Raw genomic sequence first — 19,878 nt, forward strand, 5'->3', positions numbered from 1 at the left:
TGCGCTCGTTTACACCAGCTTCGCCCTGCGGACGGGGCGTTCGATGGCGATCGCGGCCGTGTAGCCCTCGCTCGGGATCGGCTTGACCACCTCGACGCGCACCCAGTCCACGCCGTAGTCGGCGATGAGCCGCTCGGCGACCCGTTCCGCGGCCGTCTCGATGAGCTGGAACCTGCCCTCGATCACCACCGTCTTGATCGCCTGGGCCACCGCCGAGTAGTCGAGCGTGTCCGTGATGTCGTCCCTGGCGGCCGCCTTGGCCACGTCGGCTGACATGTCCACCGAGAAGATCAGCGCCTGCTCGATCTCGCGTTCCCAGTCGTATACCCCGATGACCGTGGAGACCCGCAGGTCCCTGATCGATACTGTGTCCGTCACCCTTCGATGGTAGTTGTGGACCCATGACTGATTCCGACTCCGGCTCTGACCTACGTGCGGCGGCTGAGGGGCACCTGCGGGCGCTCGCGGGCGACGGGGCGCGGCTGCGTGACGACCAGTGGACGGCGATTCGCGCCCTGGTCGCCGAGAAGCGGCGCGCGCTGGTGGTGCAGCGCACCGGCTGGGGCAAGTCGGCGGTGTACTTCGTCGCGACCGCACTGCTGCGCGCCGACGGCGCCGGGCCGACCGTCATCGTCTCGCCGCTGCTCGCGCTGATGCGCAACCAGGTCGACGCCGCGGTGCGGGCCGGCATCCACGCGCGCACCATCAACTCGGCGAACCTGGAGGACTGGGAGCAGATACACGCCGAGATCCGCGAGGGTGCGGTGGACGTCCTGCTCGTCAGCCCGGAGCGGCTGAACAACCCGGGATTCCGTGACAACGTGCTGCCGCGACTGACAGGAACAGCTGGCCTCATCGTGATCGACGAGGCGCACTGCATCTCCGACTGGGGCCACGACTTCCGGCCCGACTACCGGCGGATCAAGACGCTGCTTGACACCCTGCCGGCCGGGATTCCAGTGCTCGCCACCACCGCGACGGCGAACTCGCGGGTCACGCTTGACGTAGCGGAGCAGATGTCCACCGGCGAGAGCGATGTGCTCGTGCTGAGGGGGTCGCTCGACCGTGACTCGCTCCGGCTCGCCGTGGTCTCACTGCCCACCGCGGCCATGCGGCTGGCCTGGCTGGCGGCTAACCTGCGCGGCGGCGCGCTGGCCGGCTCCGGGATCATCTACACGCTCACGGTCGCCGCCGCCTACGAGACCGCTGCCTTCCTGCGCGAGCAGGGCATCGAGGTAACCGCCTACAGCGGCAAGGACGACCAGGCGCAGCGGCTCGCGGCCGAGGAGGACCTGCTCGCCAACCGGGTCAAGGCCCTGGTCGCGACCAGCGCGCTCGGCATGGGCTTCGACAAGCCGGATCTCGGCTTCGTCGTGCACCTCGGCGCGCCGCAGTCGCCTGTCGCCTATTACCAGCAGATCGGCCGCGCGGGCCGTGGCGTGGAGCGCGCCGACGTGGTGCTGCTGCCCGGCCGGGAGGACCGCGACATCTGGGCCTACTTCGCCTCGCTCGCCTTCCCGCCGGAGCGACAGGTCCGCGCCACGCTGCAGTCGCTGGCGGAGGCCGGGCGGCCGCTGTCGACCGCCGCGCTCGAGACGCACGTCGACCTGTCGCGCGGGCGGCTCGAGTCGATGCTTAAGGTGCTCGACGTGGACGGCGCGGTGACCCGCACCACGGGCGGCTGGGCCGCCACCGGCATGCCCTGGGCCTACGACGGCGAGCGCTACGAGCGGGTGGCCCGCGAGCGCAGCCGCGAGCAGCAGGCCATGCTCGCCTACCAGGCGACGGACGGGTGCCGGATGGAGTTCCTGCGCCGCGAGCTTGACGACCCAGAGGCCGGGCCCTGCGGCCGCTGCGACAACTGCACCGGCCGCCCGTGGCAGTCCGAGGTGCCGCAGGACGGAGCGGAGGCCGCCAGGCAGCGGCTGCTCCGCCCCGGCGTGACGGTGGAACCGCGGAAGATGTGGCCGACGGGGATGCGCGATCTCGGCATCGACGACGCGTCGGGCAAGATTCCGGCCGCGCGGGTGGCCGAGCCCGGCCGGGCGCTCGGCCGGCTCACCGACGTCGGCTGGGGCGGCACGCTGCGCGCCCTGTTCGCCGACGGCGCACCTGACGAGCCGGTCACTGCGCAGCTCACCGACGCCATGGTGCAGGTGCTCGCGGCGTGGGACTGGGCGCGGCGGCCAGCCTCCGTGGTGACGCTGCCGTCCCGGTCGCGGCCCGTGCTCGTCTCCAGCCTCGGCGAAAGGATCGCCGCCATCGGCAGGCTAGGGTACCTCGGCTCGCTCGGCTACGCCACGCCCGACGGCCCTGGCCCGCGGCGGCACAACAGCGCGCAGCGGCTGAGCACCGTGTGGCGGGCCCTGACGGTGCCGCCAGAACTGCACGCCGCGATCGCGGCCGCCGGGGACGGCCCGGTCCTGCTCGTCGACGACCAGATCGACACCGGCTGGACCATGACCGTCGCCGCGGCCCTGCTGCGCGACGCCGGCGCCACCGCCGTGCTCCCCCTGGCGCTGGCGGCGACTACCGGCTGAGCTCGGCCGCCGATCAGGCGACGTACGGCTCTGAGCCGGTCTCGCTGATCATGGGACGGCCCGCGACGGCCCAGCCGGTCATGCCGTCGGCCACGTTGACCGTCTTCCACCCGGCACCCGCGAGGGCCTGGGTGGCGTAGGCCGAGCGCGCGCCCGACCGGCAGATCACGAACACCTCGCGGTCTTGCGGAATCTCCGCGGCGCGCTCGGCGAGCGCGCCGACAGGGATGTGCACGGCCTCCGGGGCGTGCCCGGCCGCCCACTCGTCGTCCTCACGCACATCGAGGAGGTACGAGCCGGCCGGCAGGTCTGTCGACATGACCGAGGGATTGTCATCGTCGGAGTGGAACACGTTCGTTCTCCTTGCCGCAGGGGAGCAGAACCTGGCAGCGTAGCACCATCGCAGCATTGGCATATTGTGCGAGCTAGCGTACCGCTCTTCCGCCCGGCAACAGCCCCCCGCTAGGATCGTGGTCCCCCTCTCACCCCAATCACTTGATTGAGGATCCAACGTGACCGCGTTCCCGTCGTACCAGCCCTATCCCGGCGCCGAGCCTCAGTACGCGGTCGCGCCGCCGCCCATCCTTGTGGCGGCGGCAGACCCGGCGCCGCAGCGCAGGTGGACGGTGCTGCTGCGCCTCATCCTCGCCGTGCCGCACATGATCGTGCTGGAGGCGCTGTCCATCGCCGCGATGGTCATCGCCTTCGTCGGCTGGTGGGGCGCGCTGTTCACCGGGCGGCTGCCCGAGTTCGCCGTCACGTACCAAAGCGGCTACCTGCGCTGGATGACCCGGTTCTACAGCTACCTGTGCCTGCTCACCGACGCCTGGCCGCCGTTCTCGTTCGACGACGACCCCGGCTACCCGGTCCGTGTCGCGATCCCGGCGCCGCAGCGGTTGAACCGGGGTGCCGTGTTCTTCCGGTGCATCCTCGTCATTCCCGCCTGGTTCCTGGCCACGCTGATCGGCAATGCCATCACGCCGATCGGGTTCGTCGCGTGGCTGATCACCCTCATCACCGGCAGGCTGCCCCGATCGCTGCACGTCGCGTACCTGGCGGTGGTGCGGTACCAGGCACGGTTCTACGGCTACGGCTGGCTGCTGCTGACCCCCGCCTACCCCGGCGGCCTCTACGGCGACGGCCAGGCGACAGCGACTTGGGCGGACGCGCCGCCGGACGCGCCGGACTCCGCCCCGCCAAGCCCGGGCTACGGTACCCAGGAATCGGTGTACGGTGCGCCGGCATCGCCCTACGGAACGCCGGGGCCAGTCTTCGACACGCCTGCCGGCAGCCAGCCGGGCGGCTGGGGCACGCCCGGGTACGGGGCTCCGGGCTACGAAGCTCCCGGCTACGGAGTTCCCGGGTACGGAGTTCCCGGGTATGGAGTTCCCGGGTATGGAGTTCCCGGTTATGGCTATGGCACCCCGGGATATGGCCGCCCCGCCTTCCAGCCGGCCACCTGGCTGCTGCGGCTGACGTCGGGCGCACGGCGCTGGGTCACCGCGTTCATCGTGATCGGGGCGCTGTTCATGGTCGGCCAGACAGCACTCAACGTTGTCAACATCACGAACGGCCTACACGGCTTCCACGGCTTGGACTCCATCCGGGGAAGCATCGACCGCGGCCAGCTCAGCACGTCGTACTCGGCCCTGAACCGCACCATGACCTCCTGGGAGAGTGCCACCACGGACTGCGAGCACAACCTCACCTGCGTGACCAAGCAGGACGCCAAGGCCTCCCGTGGCTTCAACACGTTCGCTGACCAGATGTACGACCCGCTGGTGCCGCGCGGCGCCGCCGCTGACCAGGACAGACTCATCGCGGACGCCAGGACGCTGTCGCACGACTTCACCCGGCTGAGCAAGTCCACGACCACGGCCGGGTACGAGGAGACGTTCGCGAGCACCGGGCTGCAGCAGCAGCTGAACGCGTTCAACCAGGACTACCAGGCGCTGGTCGACAAGCTCCGAACGTACTGAGAAGCTGGGCCGGAAGCTGCGGTTCCACGAGGAGGCGGCCGCCGATGAGGCTCACCAGCTCCCGCACCGCGCTGCTCGCCACCCTGCCGCTCGTCCTCGAGCCGGCGGCGCGGTGGCTCGCCGATCATTTCGGCGTGCTGTCCTGGTCGTCCTTCGCCCCGGCCGTGTACGCGGAGGTGACGGCTGGCCTGGCGCTCAGCGTCGCCGTGGGCGTGGCCGTGGTGCTCGCCTGGCGCCGCGGCTCAGGCTCGGTCTCGGCGATGCCGTAGCGGGCATAGAGGCGGCGCAGCGGAGCAGGCGCCCACCAGTTGGCCTGGCCAAGCAGGCGCATTGTCGCGGGCACGAGCAGGACGCGGACGACGGTCGCGTCCACGATGAGCGCGACGATCATGCCGACGCCGAGCAGTTTCAGGAACATGACGCCGGAGGCGGAGAACAGGCCGACCACGATGACCAGGAGCAGCGCGAGGCTGGTGATCAGCCCGCCGGTCCGCTGCAGGCCCACGGCCACGGCGTCCGCATTGTCGCCGGTCTCGTCATAGCGCTCCCTGATGCGCGACAGCAGGAACACCTCGTAGTCCATGGACAGCCCGAAGACGATGACGAGCAGCAGGATCGGCATCGTCGGGTCGATCGTCCCTGTCGCGGTGAACGAGAGCAGGCCGGACAGGTGCCCCCACTGAAACACCCAGACGATCACGCCGAACGTCGCGGACAGCGACAGGATGTTCATCACGATTGCCTTGACCGGCAGAACAACCGAACCGAAGGCGAGGAACAGCAGCACGAACGTGGCGGCCGCGGTGAGCAGCGCCATCCACGGCAGCGTGCCGCCGAGGCTGGACAGTTCGTCGACGAGCATCGCGGTCTCGCCGCCGACCAGCACCGTGGCGTGCGCTGGCGGCGCGATGGCGCGGACCTCGGTCACGATCTGCCTGGCCTGCGGAGAGTCGGGCAGCGGCCGGTAGCCGATAGCGAGCCTGACATCCGTACCCTGCTGCCCGGTGACCCGGGTGCCGGTGACACCGGGGATCGCGTCGATCCTGCTCGTGTAGCCGGCCAGTGCGGCCGGGCTGGCGACGCCGCTGACCACGGCCTCGATCGGATTCGTCGAGTTGGCGGGGAACTCGCTGCTCAGCGTCTCCTGTACCTGCCTGACGGTATTGCCGGCCGGCAGCACTCGCGCGTCCGTGCCGCCCCAGGAGGCGCGCAGGAACGGCGTGCCCAGCGCGAGCAGGGCGATCACGATCACCGCGGCGACGGCGACCGGACGGCGCATGACGCGGTGCGCGAGGCGGTACCAGCCGCCCGTCGTCTCGGCTGACCGCGGCACGTCGGCCCGGACGCTCTTCCTGACGGCGAGGGCGTTGACCCGGTGCCCGAGGACGCCGAGCATCGCGGGCAGCACGGTAAGCGCGGCGATGACGTCGACCGCGACGGTGGCGACACCGCCGTAACCCATGGAGCGCAGGAAGACCGGCTGGAACAGCATCAGGCTGCTCAGCGCGAGTGCCACCGTAACCCCGGAGACGAGGACCGTGCGGCCAGCCGTGGCCACCGTCCGCGCCACCGCGGCATCCACCGTGGGCTGACGGCGCAGTTCCTCGCGGAACCTGTTCACGATGAACAGGCCGTAGTCGATGCCAAGGCCCAGCCCCAGGATCGTGGTGATGTTCACCGAGTAGACGGCGACCGTGGTGGTCATGGTGAGCAGCCGGAGCACTGTGAACGAGCCGAGGATCGCCAGGCCGCCGATGGCGAGCGGCGTGATGGCCGCGACGACACTGCCGAAGATGATGACGAGCAGGATGAGCAGCACGGGGAACGAGATGGCCTCGGCTCGCGCGATGTTGGCGCTGACCTCGCTGTTGATCGCGACCTCGGCAGGAACGCCGCCGCCGGTTTGGGCCGTGATGCCGTCGCCCGCCCGAGTGGCGAAGTCCGCCTTGATCGACTTGTAGGTGGCCTCGCGCTGCTGGTCGGTGCCGCCCGCGAGGCGCAGGGCGGCGTAGGTCGAGTGGCGGTCGGCCGAGACCAGGTCCCGCTGGCCGCTCGTCCAGTAGGTGACGGACCCGGTGACCTGGCTGCCAGGGAGGGCGGCCAGGTAGGCCGTCACCGCCCGGCGGTAGGCGGGATCGGCGACGGTCCGGGTGGCGCTGCGGAACAGCACCACCACGTCCGCGCCGTCACGGCCGAACACGCTGTCGGCGCGGGCCGATTCCACGCTGCTCTGGCTGCCCGGCGGCGTGAAGGTGTTTCCCGAGGTGAGCTTGCCGAAGACTCCGGTTCCCCAGACGCCAGCGGCGATCACGAAGAGCAGGCAGGCGACAAGCGTCAGCCGTCGCGCCCGGTATATCCGCCGTCCCCATGCTTCGAACATCACGCCTCCCGGGCCATGATGGGTTCGTCCCACGCCGGTTATTCGAGTGAACACCGTAAACTGATTACATTGCTAACTTTGCATACACCGTTTACTAGCGTCAAGAGTGTTCGCCAAAAGTTCTTCCGCCGACTGCCGGGGACAGGTAAAACAGAGTCAGGAGGTTACGCGTGACGCAGGCAGTACCCGACTCACCCGCCTCACCGGCTCCGCCAACTCGCCGGGACAGGTTGCGCGCGGCGACGATGGAGGAGATCACGGCGACGGCCCGCCGGCTGCTCGTGGAGCAGGGACCGGAGGCGGCGTCGCTGCGGGCCATTGCCCGCGAGATGGGGATGACCGCGCCCGGGCTCTACCGGTACTACAGCAGCCGAGAGGAACTGCTCAGGCACGTGATCGCGACGATGTTCACCGAGCTCTCCCGCGACATCCACCGCGCGATCGACGAAGTCGGGCTGAGTTCCGGCGGCGTGGCCTTCGCCCGCGGCGAGGCCGCGCCTGACGAGATCCAGCGGCACCTCGCGCTGAAGCTGGTGGCTGCGTGCCGCGAATTCCGCCGCTGGGGCCTAAGCCACAAGGACGAGTTCACGCTGCTGTTCGGCGTTCCGCTGCCGGGGTTCGACGACGGCAGGTTTGACGTCGCCCAGGAGTGCGCCATGGAGTTCGCCGGGACGTTCTACGGCCTGTTCATCGAGCTGTGGAGCTTCACTCACTTTCCTGTTCCTGCTCCGGGGGCGATCGACAAGGCGCTGCGCGCGCAGCTCGGCCGGTTCCGCGCCGCCCTGGGCACGGACGTGCCAGACGGCGCGGTCCTGGTGTTCCTGCGCTGCTGGGTGCTTCTCTACGGCGCGGTCTCGATGGAGGTCTTCGGCCACCTAGGGTTCGCGCTCGACGACCCGGCCCCGATGTTCGAATTCACGCTGGCCGACCTGGCCCGCCTGGTGGGGCTTGATTACCCCGTCACCGGCGCCTGACGCGAGCGCGGAGCAGCGTGATCGTGGCGGCCAGGAGGACAACGCCCGTCGCCGCCTCCTGGGGAAAGCGGTGCGGCGCCTCCTGCTGAATCCGCCTGTGGAACTCGTCCACGCGGCGCGGAAACGGCGAGCGTCCGAAAAACTCGACGGACGGTTTCCCGATGTCGGGTAGCGCCGCGCCCGCCATGCCCGCGAGCACGGCAACACGCGTGTCGCCGGGCGCGATCGCTGCCATGGCACCCATGACCGCGAGGCCGGTCAGTCCGTCCACCACCGCCACCCGCATGAACTGGTCATGCGCCCGCCATTTCCCCCAGTGCGGCACCGCGTCGAGGACGAAGTGCGAGACGACCCCGAGGGCGAAAGCGGAAACGGGGCGGCGTGTCGCTGCGCCGATCACCGCACCGGACAGCACGTGATTGGTCACCAGCATGCCTTTAACCTAACCCGGTTCGGCGTCCTCAGCACGTGACCCGCCACGCCTGGTAGCGTTTCCACCATGCTGGACAGACGATTCATCAGGGACAACCCGGAGGCTGTGAAGGACGCCGTCCGGGTTAAGGGCATCGACCTCGACGTGGACGAACTGCTCAGCCTTGACCAGTCCAGCCGGGAGCTTCAGCGCGAGCTCGACGCGGCTCAGACCAGGGCCAAGGCGTTCGCCAAGGAGTTCGCCAGGGCCGACGAGGCGACGCGGACCAGGCTCAAGGTCGAGCACGACGAGCAGGATCTCCACCTGAAGGAGGTCCGCGACCGGCTTCTCAAGGTCAACCAGGACCTCCAGGCGCTGCTGCTGCTCACGCCGACCATTCCGTGGCAGGGCGCGCCGGTCGGCGCCGACGACTCGGCGAACGTGACGATCAAGGTCTGGGGAGACAAGCCCGTCTTCGACTTCGAGGTCAGGGACCACGTCGACCTGCTGGAGAGCCGGGGGTGGGCGGAGTTCGCCAGGGCGAGGAAGGTCGCGGGTGAGCGCGCCTATGCGCTCACCGGGGACATGGTGCTGCTCGAGCGTGCGCTGCTCTCTTACGCCCTCGACTACCTGGTCTCGAGTGGCTCGACGGTGATCTCCGTCCCGGTGATGGTCAGGGAGGACGCCCTGGTCGGCACGGGGCAGTTCCCCTCGCACCGCGAGGAAACCTACGCGCTGCCCGCCGATGACCTGTACCTCGCGGGTACCGCGGAGGTCGCGCTCGTCGGCCTGCATTCCGGTGAGATCCTCGACGCCAAGGCACTGCCGATCCGGTACGCGGGCATCTCGCCCTGCTTCCGCCGCGAGGCGGGCAGCGCGGGCCGCGACGTCCGCGGCCTGCTCCGGGTGCACCAGTTCGAGAAGGTCGAGCAGTTCATCATCTGCGCGGCGGACGACGAGGAGTCGGACCGCTGGCACGCGGAGCTGCTCGGCGCGGCCGAGCACCTGCTCCAAGGCCTGGGACTGCACTACGAGGTCGTCGAGTGCGCGACGGGCGACATGGGTGCGGGCAAGTACCGGATGAACGACGTGAACACGTGGTTCCCGTCGCTCGGCCGGTTCCGCGAGACGCACAGCTGCTCCTCGCTGCACGACTGGCAGGCGCGGCGGGCGAGCATCCGGTACCGCGACACCGACGGGACGGTGAAGTTCGCGTACACGCTGAACAACACCGCGATCGCGACGCCCCGGCTGCTCGCGGCGGTGGTGGAGAATTACCAGACGGAAGACCGCAAGGTCCGGGTGCCGCAGGTGCTTCAGCCGTACCTCGGCGGCCGGACCGAGCTGTAGTACGCCCGCACTAGGAAGACCGGGAGGTCCGTGCACCGTGGGACGCGAGCGTCGTACGCTGCGAGGCGTGGAACTCCAAGCTGACCGCGTCGCCGAGATGGCCCACCGCCCCGTCGCCGCACTGCGGCGGCGCGACGTCGCGATCGCGCTGCTGAGCGTTCCGTCCGAGGACGCGCTCGCCTCGCTGCCGGTGATCAGGCGCGGCCTGCTCGCCGCGGGCAACCCGTTGTCCGCGCCGTTCTGGCAGTCGGCGGAGGCGATCCTGCACAAGATCGCCGAGCACGACGCGACCTTCGGTGATGTGCACGGGTGGCTCGAGGCCACGGGTACCGAGCCGACGGGGATCATCGGGCTGCACGTGTGGGAGGAGCCGTCGGCGCGCAGCCCGCTCCAGGAGGAGATGCACGCCCGCCTGGTCGGCTTCCTCGAGGAGCGGCTTACCGCCGGGGAGATCGACCCCGACCGGCTGGCCACGGGCGACGAGGCGGCACGCCAGGCGTACGTGACGCTTCAGGAGCAATGGATGACCACGCCGCTGCCCGACGGCCGGGTACCGATGACGGTGCTGCTCGACGAGCAGGACGAGGCCTTCCTCGCCGACTGGGCGGCGGCCGACGCCGAAGCTCGGGCCGCGCTCCAGTCCGTGCTCGACCGGGTGGGCGACCGCCCGGTTCCCGTCGCCGAGCTGCGGACCGCGGCGCGCAGGCTGCGCAATGACATCGCGCGGCCGGGCTGGCCCGGCCAGATGCTTGTTTCCTTCAGCGGGCGGACCGCGGACGCGCTGCCCGCGGAAGACGATGAGCTGTGGCTGACCCTGGCCACCTCGGTCGCCTCACCGCAGGGCGACCCGCTGTCCGAGGAGGACAGAGAGTTCGCCAGGGCCATGGAATGGGCCGAGGACGAGGATCTCGACTTCGGCGCCGACGTCAACGGGCATGCCGAAGACGACGAACCCGACGAACTGTCCGCGGCGATCGCCGCGGTTTGCGCACTCGACCACTTCGACTGGCTCGCGGTCATGTCTTCCCTGGTAACCGGCGGCCCCGGAACCCCTGCCTCGGCGGCCGACCTGGCCAGGTACGTCAGGGACTTCGACCCCGACGAGGTCATCGGCCTCGAGGTGGCGCGCGACGCAGGCGACGAGGACGTCGAAGACGACGAGGATGCGGAGTACGGCGACCCGGACTTCGATGACGAACTCGCGGACGATGACGACTTCGACGAGCTCAGCATCGAGGGACTGTTCCTGCACGTCACCGCGATGTGGTCGGTTCTCGGCGCGATCGATGAGGATGACAGGCTGACACCGCTCGGCTGGTGGGGACTCCCCGAGGCCATGCGACGCGCCTGGACGAGCTGAGCAGCAGGCGGCGGCCGGCCGTGCTTTTCTGCACGGCTGCGGTGGTGCTGCCTGGGTCGCCGTTACGGGGCGGTGGTGCCCGCATCCTGTTCGGCGGACTTCCGCGGGGCGTCCTGCGTGGCGGACACATCGTGCGCGACCCCGGCCGTGTCCTCGCCGTCGCGCGCCTCGTCCGCGGTCGCCGCAGCCGTGTCCTCGGTGTCCTCGGGGCCCGGGCCGATCTTGCGGAACTGCTTGTTCATCGACCGGAGCAGGAAGACGAGCGCGACCGCGAGCCCGGCCACGACGAGGAAGCCGAGCAGCCCCGGCTCAACGTCGCTGAGCGAGGAGGACGTGCTGCCTGCCGCCAGTAGGAGGATCAAAGGGTCACACTCTCCCTGACACCTGCGAAAAGGTCATCTTCCGGCAGCTCGGTATCGACGAGCGACCTAGCAAGATGATAGTCCTCGGTCGGCCACGCCATGCGCTCGACGTCGCGCGGGCAGGCGAACCAGGAACTGTTCGGGTCGATCTGCGTCTCATGCGCGCGCAGCGCGTCGTCGCGGATGCCGAAGTAGTCGGCGGCGTTGACCCGGCTGGTGATCTCCAGCGGCCGGTCACCGCGCTCGAGGCGCTTGCGCGACCGCTCCTCCCATTCGGCGAAGATCTCCGCGTAGGGCGATTCGAGACCGCGGCGCACGATCTCCTCGTGCAGCGCGACGTACTTCGCCTGGTGGAATGAGACGAAGTAGTACATCTTCAGCGGCTGCCATGGCTCACCCCCGGCTTCGCGGTACTGGTCGGGGTCCGCGGCCGCTTCGAACGCCTCCACCGCTACCTGGTGCGTCTTGATGTGGTCCGGGTGCGGGTAGCCGCCGGTCTCGTCGTAGGTGAGGATCACGTGCGGGCGGAAGTCGCGGACCAGCCGGACGAGCGGCGCCGCCGCCTCGTGCAGCGGCACCAGGGCGAAGCTGCCCTCGGGCAGCGGCGGCTTCGGGTCGCCCTCCGGGAGGCCGGAGTCGGTGAAGCCGAGAAAGCGCTGCTCCACGCCGAGTATCGCGCGCGCACGCGCCATCTCGTCGCGCCTGATGGCCGCCAGGTTCGCGAGCACCTCTGGCCGGTCCATCGCCGGATTCAGTATGCTGCCGCGCTCGCCGCCGGTCAGCGTCGCGACCAGAACCTCGGCGCCCTCGCGCACGTACCGCGCCATCGTCGCGGCGCCCTTGCTCGACTCGTCGTCGGGATGCGCGTGCACCGCCATCAGGCGGAGCCGCACTTCGCCGGGCTGATCCTGCGCCCCCGTACCATCTGCCTGAATCTGCCCTGCCGCGCTGGATGACAACGCTGACCCTCCGTCTATCGTCGGTTCCAATAGCGCAACACCCGTACGGTTTAGCCGCATTCCCGCAGGGAACGCTGGCCCGGAGGCCTTCGAGAACGCCACGCCGCCCGACGGGACGCACTTGACTAGTTCGCGCCGGTGGCCGAACCTTGTTAGCCTCAGAAGATTACCCCCGGAGACCAACTGGCTCCTCGGCGCAGGGCGGCAACGTCTTGCGCCCTGATACGGCCAGCACGCAGCGGCAAGCAAGCCCTGCGCTGTACTGAGGAGTGCACCCGTGACCGAGACGCGCAACGAAAGCGTCACCTGGCTCACCCAGGAGGCGTATGACCGGCTTAAGGCCGAATTCGATTACCTCTCCGGACAGGGACGCATCGACATCGCGAAGAAGATCGAGGCGGCCCGCGAGGAAGGTGACCTGCGCGAGAACGGCGGTTACCACGCGGCCAAGGAGGAGCAGGGCAAGCAGGAGGGCCGGATCCTCCAGCTGCAGCACATCCTTGAGAACGCGCGAGTGGGCGAGCCGCCGCGCACCGATGGCGTGGTCGGCCCCGGCATGACGGTGACAGTCCGTTTTGTCCGCGACGACGAAGAAGTCACGTTCCTGCTCGCTTCCCGCGAGGAGAGCGGTGCGCCGATCGACGTCTACTCGCCGAAGTCGCCTCTCGGCTCGGCCATCAGCGGCAAGAAGATCGGTGAGCAGGCGACGTTCTCGCTCCCTAACGGCCGCTCGACGACCGTCGAGATCCTCGAGGCGGTCCCCTACGGCGGAGCCTGAGATACGCGAAGAAACGGGCGCCCCGCGGCGGTTTCGCCGCGGGGCGCCCGTTTCCGTGACAGCGTTATCCGATCAGCGCCTCGGCCTCGGCGGCCGGCTGCTGCTCGCCGGGCGTTACCCGGCCGCGCAGCGGCACTTCCTTGATGAACAGTGCCAGCACGAAGACGAGCACCGTGAACGGGACGGCCCAGAGGAACACGGTGTGCACCGCCTGTGCGATGCCCGCGAACACCGCCTCCTTGACCGGACCTTGCAGGTTGCTCACCTGCGACGGGTCAAGCGAAGTGCCGCTGATCGGCAGCTTGCCGCCGGCCGCGAGGCTGCTCATCGACGAGGTCAGCTTGTGCGCGAAGATCGCGCCGAACGCCGCCACGCCGAGCGAGCCGCCCATCTGCTGGAAGAACATCCGGGAGCTGGTCGCCACGCCCATGTCCTTGAGCTCGACGCTGTTCTGCGCGATCAGCGACAGCAGCTGCATGAGGAAGCCGATGCCGAGGCCGAGCACGACATAGTCGATGGCAGTTTCCCAGCGCGACGTCCCCACGCCGATCCGGCTGAGCAGGTACATGCCGACCGCCATGAGGATGCCGCCGACGATCGGGAAGATGCGGTACTTGCCTGTCTTGGTGGTCAGCGTGCCGGCGAGCACCGAGGTGACCATGGACCCGACCATCATCGGCGTCATCAGCAGGCCGCTCACGGTCGGCGATGCCCCCTGGATTGTCTGCTGGTAGAACGGCAGGAACGTCATCGCGCCGAACAGGCCAAGGCCCACGAACGTGGTCGTCACCATCGTGACCGAGAAGTTCCTGCTCCTGAACACGTGCAGCGGCAGCATCGGCTCGGCGGCCCGCCGCTCGGTCATGAGGAACCAGGCGAGCCCGGCGACGGCCAGCGCGATCAGCCCGATGATCTCCCACGAGCCCCACTGGTACTCGGTGCCACCCCAGGTCGCGAGCAGGATGACCGAGGTGGAGACCACGCCGAGCAGGATGCCGCCCAGGTAGTCGATCTTGTGCTCGACCCGGCGGGCGGGCAGCTTCATGACGGCGATCAGGTAGACGAGCGCGGCGCCGCCGAGCGGCAGGTTGATGTAGAAGATCCAGCGCCAGGAGATCGCCGTGGTGATCCAGCCGCCGACGAGCGGGCCGCCGATCGTGGCCGTCATCATCACGACCATGAAGTAGCTCATGTACTTGCCGCGCTCGCGGGGCGGGACGATCTCACCTAGCGTGGCCATCGCACCGACGACAAGACCGCCTGCGCCAATGCCCTGGATGGCGCGGAAGGTGATCAGCTCCGCCATCGACTGCGACAGGCCGGACAGCGCCGACCCGGCGAGGAAGACGGCGATCGCGAAGATGAAGAGCTTCTTTCTGCCGTACATGTCGCCGAGCTTGCCGTAGAACGGCGTGGTGATCGTGGAGGCGAGCACGTAGGCGGTGACCACCCAGGACAGGTGAGTGGCCCCGCCGAGGTCACCCACGATGCGCGGCAGTGCGGTGCCCACCACCAGCTGGTCGAGCATGGCGAGCAGCATGGCCAGCAGCAGGCCGGGCAGCAGGATCATGATCTGCCTGTGGCTCAGGAAGGTGGTGCCCGCCCCGCCGGACGCGTCGCTGGCCGTCCCGGCCGGCTCGCCGTCGCCTGCTGATTCCGGGACGCTCACGCCCGTTGCCTCACTCACTTCTTCTCCTCAGACACGCCATCCCCGGACACGGCACTGGCCGGCAGGCAACCCCTGGCCTGCCGGTCACTCCGGGCGCTAACTTACTTGCCGCCCGGCTAGTTTCAGCTTCGCTGTTACGCTATATTCCTGACTAACCGGCCGTCAAGTAGATTCCGCGTCGCGGGCGGCGGCCGGTGGCGGCGGACAGGCTGGCTTACGGCAGCGCATCGTCGCAGTTACCTGGAGGCACGGCACGACGATGGACGGGCACGAGCACGCTGGCAGACGCGGAGACACCCGCGTGCGCATCCAGCAGGTCGCGCTTGAGCTTTTCGCTGACCAGGGCTACGAGCGGACCTCCCTGCGGGAGATCGCGGAGCGCCTCGGCGTCACCAAGGCCGCGCTGTACTACCACTTCAAGTCCAAGGAAGACATCGTCCGCAGCTTCACCGAGGACCACTTCGCCCGAATCGACGCGCTGATCGCATGGGGCAGGGAGCAGCCGCCCTCGGCGCTGACGGCGCAGGAACTGCTTGACCGCTACATCGGGATCGTGATGGACAGCGGCGAGGTCTTCCGGTTCCTCGAGCGCAACCAGGCGACCGTCCACGGAACCGAGGACGGCAAGCACCGCTTCACGCAGTTCCGTCCCAGGCTCGCCGCCCTCATCGACATCATCGCCGGGCCCGCCGCGCCGCCGCGCTCCCGGATCCGCGCGGCCGCGGCCCTTTTCGCCGTGAGCACGTCGTGCATGTTCTTCATGAGGGACACGCCGGAGGCCGAGCCCGACGGCGTGCTGCCGTGTCACCCGGGCCAGGACGAGCTGCACAAGATCGTGCTTGAGATCGCCACCCAGCTGACCAGCGACGTGGTCTCCGCTAGCTGAACGAGATCTCCTACCTGGCAGCGCGCCCGGCCCGTTCACATCGCCTCTTCATGCGCGGTATTTATGCACACCCCGCGTTGTCTCCTTATAGCGGCAGGCTACTCATAACGGCGGGCGAGCCGACACGGAGCGAGGGCAGGTAATGGACTGGTCGCAATTCGATAGTGATGTCGTCATCGTCGGTGGCTGTGGTCATGTTGGCCTGCCACTGGCGATCGCTTTCGCGGATCGTGGCTCGCGCGTGGTGATTTACGACGTCAGCGAGCCGTCCGTCGCGCAGGTGAACGCGGCCAGGCTACCGTTCGATGAGCCTGGCGCCGGGCCGCTGCTCGAGCGGGCCGTGGCGGGGGGCCGGCTGAGCGCCTCAGCCGACCCGGCCGTCGTCGGCACCGCCGAGCACGTGATCGTGGTGATCGGCACCCCGGTCGACGAGCACCTCAACCCGAACCAGACCGCCATACCCAAGGCGCTGACCGGCTTCGCCCCGTTCCTGCGCGACGGCCAGCTGCTCGTGCTGCGGTCCACCGTCTTCCCCGGCGTCACGGCCCTGGTGGAGAAGATGATCGCGAGCCTCGGCACGCACATCGAGGTGGCGTTCTGCCCCGAGCGGATCGCCGAAGGCAAGGCGATGACCGAACTGTTCGAGCTGCCGCAGATCGTGTCGGCCCGCTCGCCGCACGGGCTTAAGCGCGCGTCGGCGCTGTTCTCGCTGCTCACCGACAACATCGTGGAGCTGACGCCGGAGGAGGCCGAGCTCGCCAAGCTGTTCACGAACGTGTGGCGGTACATCAAGTTCGCGGCGGCCAACCAGTTCTACATGATGGCCAACGACCGGGGGCTCGACTTCGAGCGCATCCGCCAGGGGCTGATCAAGGACTACCCGCGGGCCGCGGACATGCCGGGTGCCGGGTTCGCCGCCGGGCCGTGCCTGTTCAAGGACACCATGCAGCTCGCGGCGTTCAACAACAACAACTTCACGCTCGGCCACACGGCGATGACGATCAACGAGGGCCTGCCGCTGTACCTGGTGCACCGTCTCGAGCAGAAGTTCGACCTGGGGTCGATGACCGTGGGCATCCTGGGAATGGCGTTCAAGGGCGGCTCGGACGACATCAGGTCGAGCCTGTCCTACAAGCTCAAGCGGATACTTGAGTTCAAGGCGGACGAGGTGCTCTGCGCCGACCCCTACGTCAAGGTCGACGAGAACCTGCTGCCGCACGACGAGGTGGTCGCCAGGTCAGACCTGCTGATCATCGCCGCGCCGCATCCGGACTACCGGCACATGGTCATCGACAAGCCGGTCGCCGACATCTGGAACGTCCTCAGTAACGGCGTACTTGTCTGACCGGCCACGCTTGGCGCGCGGCCGGACACACGCTAGCTGAACATCGGGTCGTAGCCGGCCTCGCGCAGCCTCTCCGTGACAAGCTGGCAGTGCTCTGGCCCCCTGGTCTCGACCTGGAGGACCACCTCGACCTCGTCGACGCGCAGGGTGGGGGCGAGGCGTTCGTGGCTTACCTCGAGCACGTTGGCGCCGAGCCCGGCAAGCAGCCCGAGCAGCGCTGCGAGCGAGCCCGGGTAGTCGGGAACGCGGCAGTGGAAGCCGAGGAACCGTCCGGCCGCGGACAGGCCGTGCCGCAGCAGCTTGGACAGCAGCAGCGGGTCGATGTTCCCGCCGGACAGCACCACCACGACGGGCGGCTCTATGTCCGCGGCACCCTCGAGCAGCGCCGCCACGCCCGCCGCTCCGGCGGGCTCGACCACCTGCTTGGCCCGCTCGAGGCAGATCAGCAGCGCCCGCGCGAGCGCCGCCTCGGACACCGCCACGATCCGGCCGCCGGCGGCGGCGAGTATGCCGAACGCGATATCGCCTGGCCGCTGGACGGCGATTCCGTCGGCCATCGTGGGCGCACCGACGACCTGGACCGGCTCGCCAGCCGCGACCGAGGCGACGAGGCCGGGCACCGCCTCCGCCTGCACGCCGACCACCCGGATCTCGGGATCGAGCGAGCGCATCGCCACCGTGATCCCCGCCGCGAGCCCACCGCCGCCGACGGGGACGACGACCGTGCGGACCCCGGGGCACTGCTCGATGATCTCGAATCCGAGCGTGCCCTGGCCAGCCACGATGTCCGCATGGTCGAACGGGTGGATGAACACGGCGCCGGTCTGCTCGGCGAACCGCAGCGCCTCATCGAGCGCGTCCTCCACGGTCGTACCGTGCAGGATCACTGACGCGCCGTAGGCACGGGTGGCCGCCACCTTGGGCAGCGGCGCCCGCTCCGGCATCACCACGGTGGCCGAGGTGCCGAGCAGCCCGGCGGCGAACGCCACCCCCTGGGCGTGATTGCCCGCGCTCGCGGCGACCACGCCGCGGGAGCGCTCGGCATCCGACAGCCTGGCGATCCGCGTGTACGCGCCGCGCACCTTGAACGAGCCCGTTCGCTGCAGGTTCTCGCACTTCAGGTAGACCGGCCCGTCCACCATCTCGGACAGCACGCGGGAGTGAAGCATCGGCGTCGGCGAGATGACGTCGAGCAGGAGCTCGCGCGCGGCCACCACGTCATCGGGCTGGACCAGCGGAGAAATCGTTGCCACAGCAACGAACATTATCCCCGCTGCCCCCACGACAAAGATGCGAGCACGCGGTGAGCCGACATAGTGTCGGAAGGGTGCAGCACAGCAGCGAGGAATTCAACGCAAGCGCTCCGGACGGCCGGCCAGCGACGCTGGGCGCCCTCAAGGCGAGCGGACACCCTTACCGCACCGTGAAGCAAGAGATCAGAGAGAACCTGCTGGCGCGCATGCGCGCCGGGCAGGACCGGTTTCCAGGCATCGTCGGCTTCGACCAGACTGTGCTTCCCCACGTCGAGCGAGCGCTGCTCGCGGGGCACGACATCATCCTGCTCGGCGAGCGGGGCCAGGGGAAGACACGGCTGATCCGCACCCTGGCCGGCCTGCTTGACGAGTGGACGCCGGCCGTCGCCGGCTGCGAGATCAACGACCACCCCTACGCGCCGGCCTGCGCCCGCTGCCGGCGGCTCGCCGCGGAGCTCGGCGATGACCTGCCCGTCACGTGGCGGCACCGGGCCGACCGCTACGGCGAGAAGCTCGCGACGCCAGACACGAGCGTCGGCGACCTGATCGGCGACATCGACCCGGTGAAGGTGGCCGAGGGCCGGACCCTCGGCGACCCCGAGACCATCCACTTCGGCCTGGTGCCGCGGACCAACCGCGGCGTGTTCAGCCTGAACGAGCTGCCCGACCTCGCCGAGCGCATCCAGGTCGCGCTGCTCAACGTGCTCGAGGAGCGTGACATCGGGGTCCGCGGCTACTCGCTGCGGCTGCCGCTCGACATCGTGCTCGTCGCGAGCGCGAACCCCGAGGACTACACCAACAGGGGCCGGATCATCACCCCGCTGAAGGACCGCTTCGGCGCGGAGATCCGCACCCACTATCCGCTCTCACTCGAGGACGAGCTTGACCTGATCAACCAGGAGGCGGAGGTCTCCTGGGAGGCCAGCGATCCGGGAGCCGAACTGCCCGTGCACCTCACCGAGGTGATCGCGCGGTTCACCCGCCTGGTCCGCGAGTCCCCCGCGGTCGACGGCCGCTCCGGCGTGTCCGCGCGGTTCGCGATCGCGGCGGCGGAGTCCGCCGCCGCGGCGGCGGTGCGCAGGACAGCGCTAGTCGCGGAAGCCCGCGACGAGGTGCCTGTCGCCCGGGTGGCCGACCTGCCAGGCATCGTGCCGACGCTGCGCGGCAAGGTCGAGTTCGAGGTCAGCGAGGAGGGCCGGGAAGAGGAAATCCTCGACCACCTGCTGCGCCGCGCCATCGCGGAGACGTTTCGCGCCAGGCTCGGCGGCGCCGACCTGTCCGGGCTGCTCGCCAAGTTCGAGGACGGCGGCTCGATCGAGTCCGGCGAGCTCGTCTCGGCCTCAGAACTGCTCCGCCGCACCGGCGAGGTCCCTGGCCTCGCCAAGATCATGGCGCGGCTCGGCATGGAGGGCAGGGAGTCGTTCGGCGAGGCGGCGGCCGCCATCGAGTTCGTCCTCGAGGGGCTCTACCTGATCCGCCGCCTGTCCAAGGACAGCAGCGATGGAACGGCCACGTACCGGACATAAACAGATAAAGGCCTGTCCGAACGGGTGCGGCTGACTCTGGAAGCAGATGACGTCTAGCTCGGCTATCGGACACAACGACATAAGGGCCATTCCGAACGGGTGCGG

General features: G+C 69.3%; 17 protein-coding genes. 9 read left to right on the top strand and 8 right to left on the bottom strand.

Annotation, left to right across the window (positions count from 1 at the left end; translation table 11 throughout):
* Positions 1–9: 9 nt before the first annotated feature.
* Positions 10–378: a dihydroneopterin aldolase gene (gene folB, locus EAS64_RS41410; RefSeq protein WP_145862194.1), complete on the bottom strand. Its 369-nt coding sequence runs from the start codon at positions 376–378 to the stop codon at positions 10–12.
* A 23-nt stretch (positions 379–401) separates the two neighbouring features.
* On the opposite strand from folB, the gene EAS64_RS41415 reads away from it, so the two are divergent.
* Positions 402–2,540, top strand: a complete 2,139-nt coding sequence (locus EAS64_RS41415; protein ID WP_145862195.1) for a RecQ family ATP-dependent DNA helicase — start codon at positions 402–404, stop codon at positions 2,538–2,540.
* A 13-nt stretch (positions 2,541–2,553) separates the two neighbouring features.
* Here EAS64_RS41415 and EAS64_RS41420 read toward each other — a convergent pair whose 3' ends face one another.
* On the bottom strand, positions 2,554–2,859 hold the full coding sequence (locus tag EAS64_RS41420; protein WP_145862231.1) for a rhodanese-like domain-containing protein: 306 nt from the start codon (positions 2,857–2,859) through the stop codon (positions 2,554–2,556).
* Between the two features lie 193 nt (positions 2,860–3,052).
* Between EAS64_RS41420 and EAS64_RS41425 the strand changes: the two genes are divergently transcribed.
* The gene (locus tag EAS64_RS41425; RefSeq protein ID WP_145862196.1) at positions 3,053–4,519 is read left to right on the top strand and encodes a DUF4389 domain-containing protein; all 1,467 of its coding nucleotides are present in this window, start codon (positions 3,053–3,055) and stop codon (positions 4,517–4,519) included.
* A gap of 124 nt (positions 4,520–4,643) precedes the next feature.
* Here the strand turns inward: EAS64_RS41425 and EAS64_RS41430 are convergent, their stop codons facing one another.
* Positions 4,644–6,899: an MMPL family transporter gene (locus EAS64_RS41430; protein WP_145862232.1), complete on the bottom strand. Its 2,256-nt coding sequence runs from the start codon at positions 6,897–6,899 to the stop codon at positions 4,644–4,646.
* 170 nt (positions 6,900–7,069) lie between these two features.
* Here EAS64_RS41430 and EAS64_RS41435 point away from each other — a divergent pair, with 170 nt between their 5' ends.
* Positions 7,070–7,873 carry a TetR/AcrR family transcriptional regulator gene (locus EAS64_RS41435; RefSeq protein ID WP_246116130.1) on the top strand — a complete coding sequence of 268 codons (804 nt, stop codon included), beginning with the start codon at positions 7,070–7,072 and terminating at the stop codon, positions 7,871–7,873.
* Here EAS64_RS41435 and EAS64_RS41440 read toward each other — a convergent pair.
* Positions 7,860–8,306, bottom strand: coding sequence for a hypothetical protein (locus EAS64_RS41440; protein WP_145862197.1), 447 nt, complete (start codon positions 8,304–8,306; stop codon positions 7,860–7,862). The two genes, EAS64_RS41435 and EAS64_RS41440, sit on opposite strands and share 14 nt — an antisense overlap.
* Before the next feature lie 66 nt (positions 8,307–8,372).
* Between EAS64_RS41440 and serS the strand changes: the two genes are divergently transcribed.
* Both serS and EAS64_RS41450 read left to right on the top strand, forming a co-directional pair.
* A complete protein-coding gene (gene serS / locus EAS64_RS41445; protein ID WP_145862198.1) occupies positions 8,373–9,635 on the top strand; it encodes a serine--tRNA ligase in 1,263 nt (420 codons plus the stop codon).
* A gap of 67 nt (positions 9,636–9,702) precedes the next feature.
* Positions 9,703–10,995, top strand: coding sequence for a hypothetical protein (locus tag EAS64_RS41450; protein ID WP_246116131.1), 1,293 nt, complete (start codon positions 9,703–9,705; stop codon positions 10,993–10,995).
* A gap of 62 nt (positions 10,996–11,057) precedes the next feature.
* On the opposite strand, the gene EAS64_RS41455 is transcribed toward EAS64_RS41450, so the two are convergent.
* Positions 11,058–11,357, bottom strand: coding sequence for a hypothetical protein (locus tag EAS64_RS41455; RefSeq protein ID WP_187366551.1), 300 nt, complete (start codon positions 11,355–11,357; stop codon positions 11,058–11,060).
* A complete protein-coding gene (gene mca, locus EAS64_RS41460) occupies positions 11,354–12,235 on the bottom strand; it encodes a mycothiol conjugate amidase Mca (RefSeq protein ID WP_145862235.1) in 882 nt (293 codons plus the stop codon). Before mca ends, EAS64_RS41455 begins: the two co-directional genes overlap by 4 nt.
* Positions 12,236–12,593: 358 nt before the next feature.
* Here mca and greA point away from each other — a divergent pair, with 358 nt between their 5' ends.
* Positions 12,594–13,094: a transcription elongation factor GreA gene (gene greA, locus EAS64_RS41465; RefSeq protein WP_145862199.1), complete on the top strand. Its 501-nt coding sequence runs from the start codon at positions 12,594–12,596 to the stop codon at positions 13,092–13,094.
* 64 nt (positions 13,095–13,158) lie between these two features.
* Here the strand turns inward: greA and EAS64_RS41470 are convergent, their stop codons facing one another.
* Entirely contained in the window at positions 13,159–14,781 is a 1,623-nt protein-coding gene (locus tag EAS64_RS41470) for an MDR family MFS transporter (protein WP_222850009.1), read from the bottom strand.
* A gap of 283 nt (positions 14,782–15,064) precedes the next feature.
* Here EAS64_RS41470 and EAS64_RS47025 point away from each other — a divergent pair, with 283 nt between their 5' ends.
* Both EAS64_RS47025 and EAS64_RS41480 read left to right on the top strand, forming a co-directional pair.
* The gene (locus EAS64_RS47025) at positions 15,065–15,649 is read left to right on the top strand and encodes a TetR/AcrR family transcriptional regulator (protein ID WP_342782120.1); all 585 of its coding nucleotides are present in this window, start codon (positions 15,065–15,067) and stop codon (positions 15,647–15,649) included.
* 142 nt (positions 15,650–15,791) lie between these two features.
* Positions 15,792–16,994, top strand: coding sequence for a nucleotide sugar dehydrogenase (locus tag EAS64_RS41480; RefSeq protein WP_145862201.1), 1,203 nt, complete (start codon positions 15,792–15,794; stop codon positions 16,992–16,994).
* Between the two features lie 32 nt (positions 16,995–17,026).
* Here the strand turns inward: EAS64_RS41480 and ilvA are convergent, their stop codons facing one another.
* Positions 17,027–18,247, bottom strand: a complete 1,221-nt coding sequence (ilvA, locus tag EAS64_RS41485) for a threonine ammonia-lyase (RefSeq protein WP_246116132.1) — start codon at positions 18,245–18,247, stop codon at positions 17,027–17,029.
* A gap of 74 nt (positions 18,248–18,321) precedes the next feature.
* Here ilvA and EAS64_RS41490 point away from each other — a divergent pair, with 74 nt between their 5' ends.
* Positions 18,322–19,773 carry a sigma 54-interacting transcriptional regulator gene (locus tag EAS64_RS41490; protein WP_439333643.1) on the top strand — a complete coding sequence of 484 codons (1,452 nt, stop codon included), beginning with the start codon at positions 18,322–18,324 and terminating at the stop codon, positions 19,771–19,773.
* Positions 19,774–19,878 lie beyond the last annotated feature (105 nt).

The sequence above is a fragment of the Trebonia kvetii genome, assembly GCF_007827045.1.
Classification (GTDB): Bacteria; Actinomycetota; Actinomycetes; order Streptosporangiales; family Streptosporangiaceae; genus Trebonia; species Trebonia kvetii.

Coding starts and splice junctions, on each gene's coding strand:
- EAS64_RS41415 (WP_145862195.1), top strand. CDS start 402: ATGACTGATTCCGACTCCGGCTCTGACCTACGTGCGGCGGCTGAGGGG.
- EAS64_RS41420 (WP_145862231.1), bottom strand. CDS start 2,859: ATGTCGACAGACCTGCCGGCCGGCTCGTACCTCCTCGATGTGCGTGAG.
- EAS64_RS41430 (WP_145862232.1), bottom strand. CDS start 6,899: ATGTTCGAAGCATGGGGACGGCGGATATACCGGGCGCGACGGCTGACG.
- EAS64_RS41440 (WP_145862197.1), bottom strand. CDS start 8,306: ATGCTGGTGACCAATCACGTGCTGTCCGGTGCGGTGATCGGCGCAGCG.
- serS (WP_145862198.1), top strand. CDS start 8,373: ATGCTGGACAGACGATTCATCAGGGACAACCCGGAGGCTGTGAAGGAC.
- mca (WP_145862235.1), bottom strand. CDS start 12,235: ATGGCGGTGCACGCGCATCCCGACGACGAGTCGAGCAAGGGCGCCGCG.
- EAS64_RS41480 (WP_145862201.1), top strand. CDS start 15,792: ATGGACTGGTCGCAATTCGATAGTGATGTCGTCATCGTCGGTGGCTGT.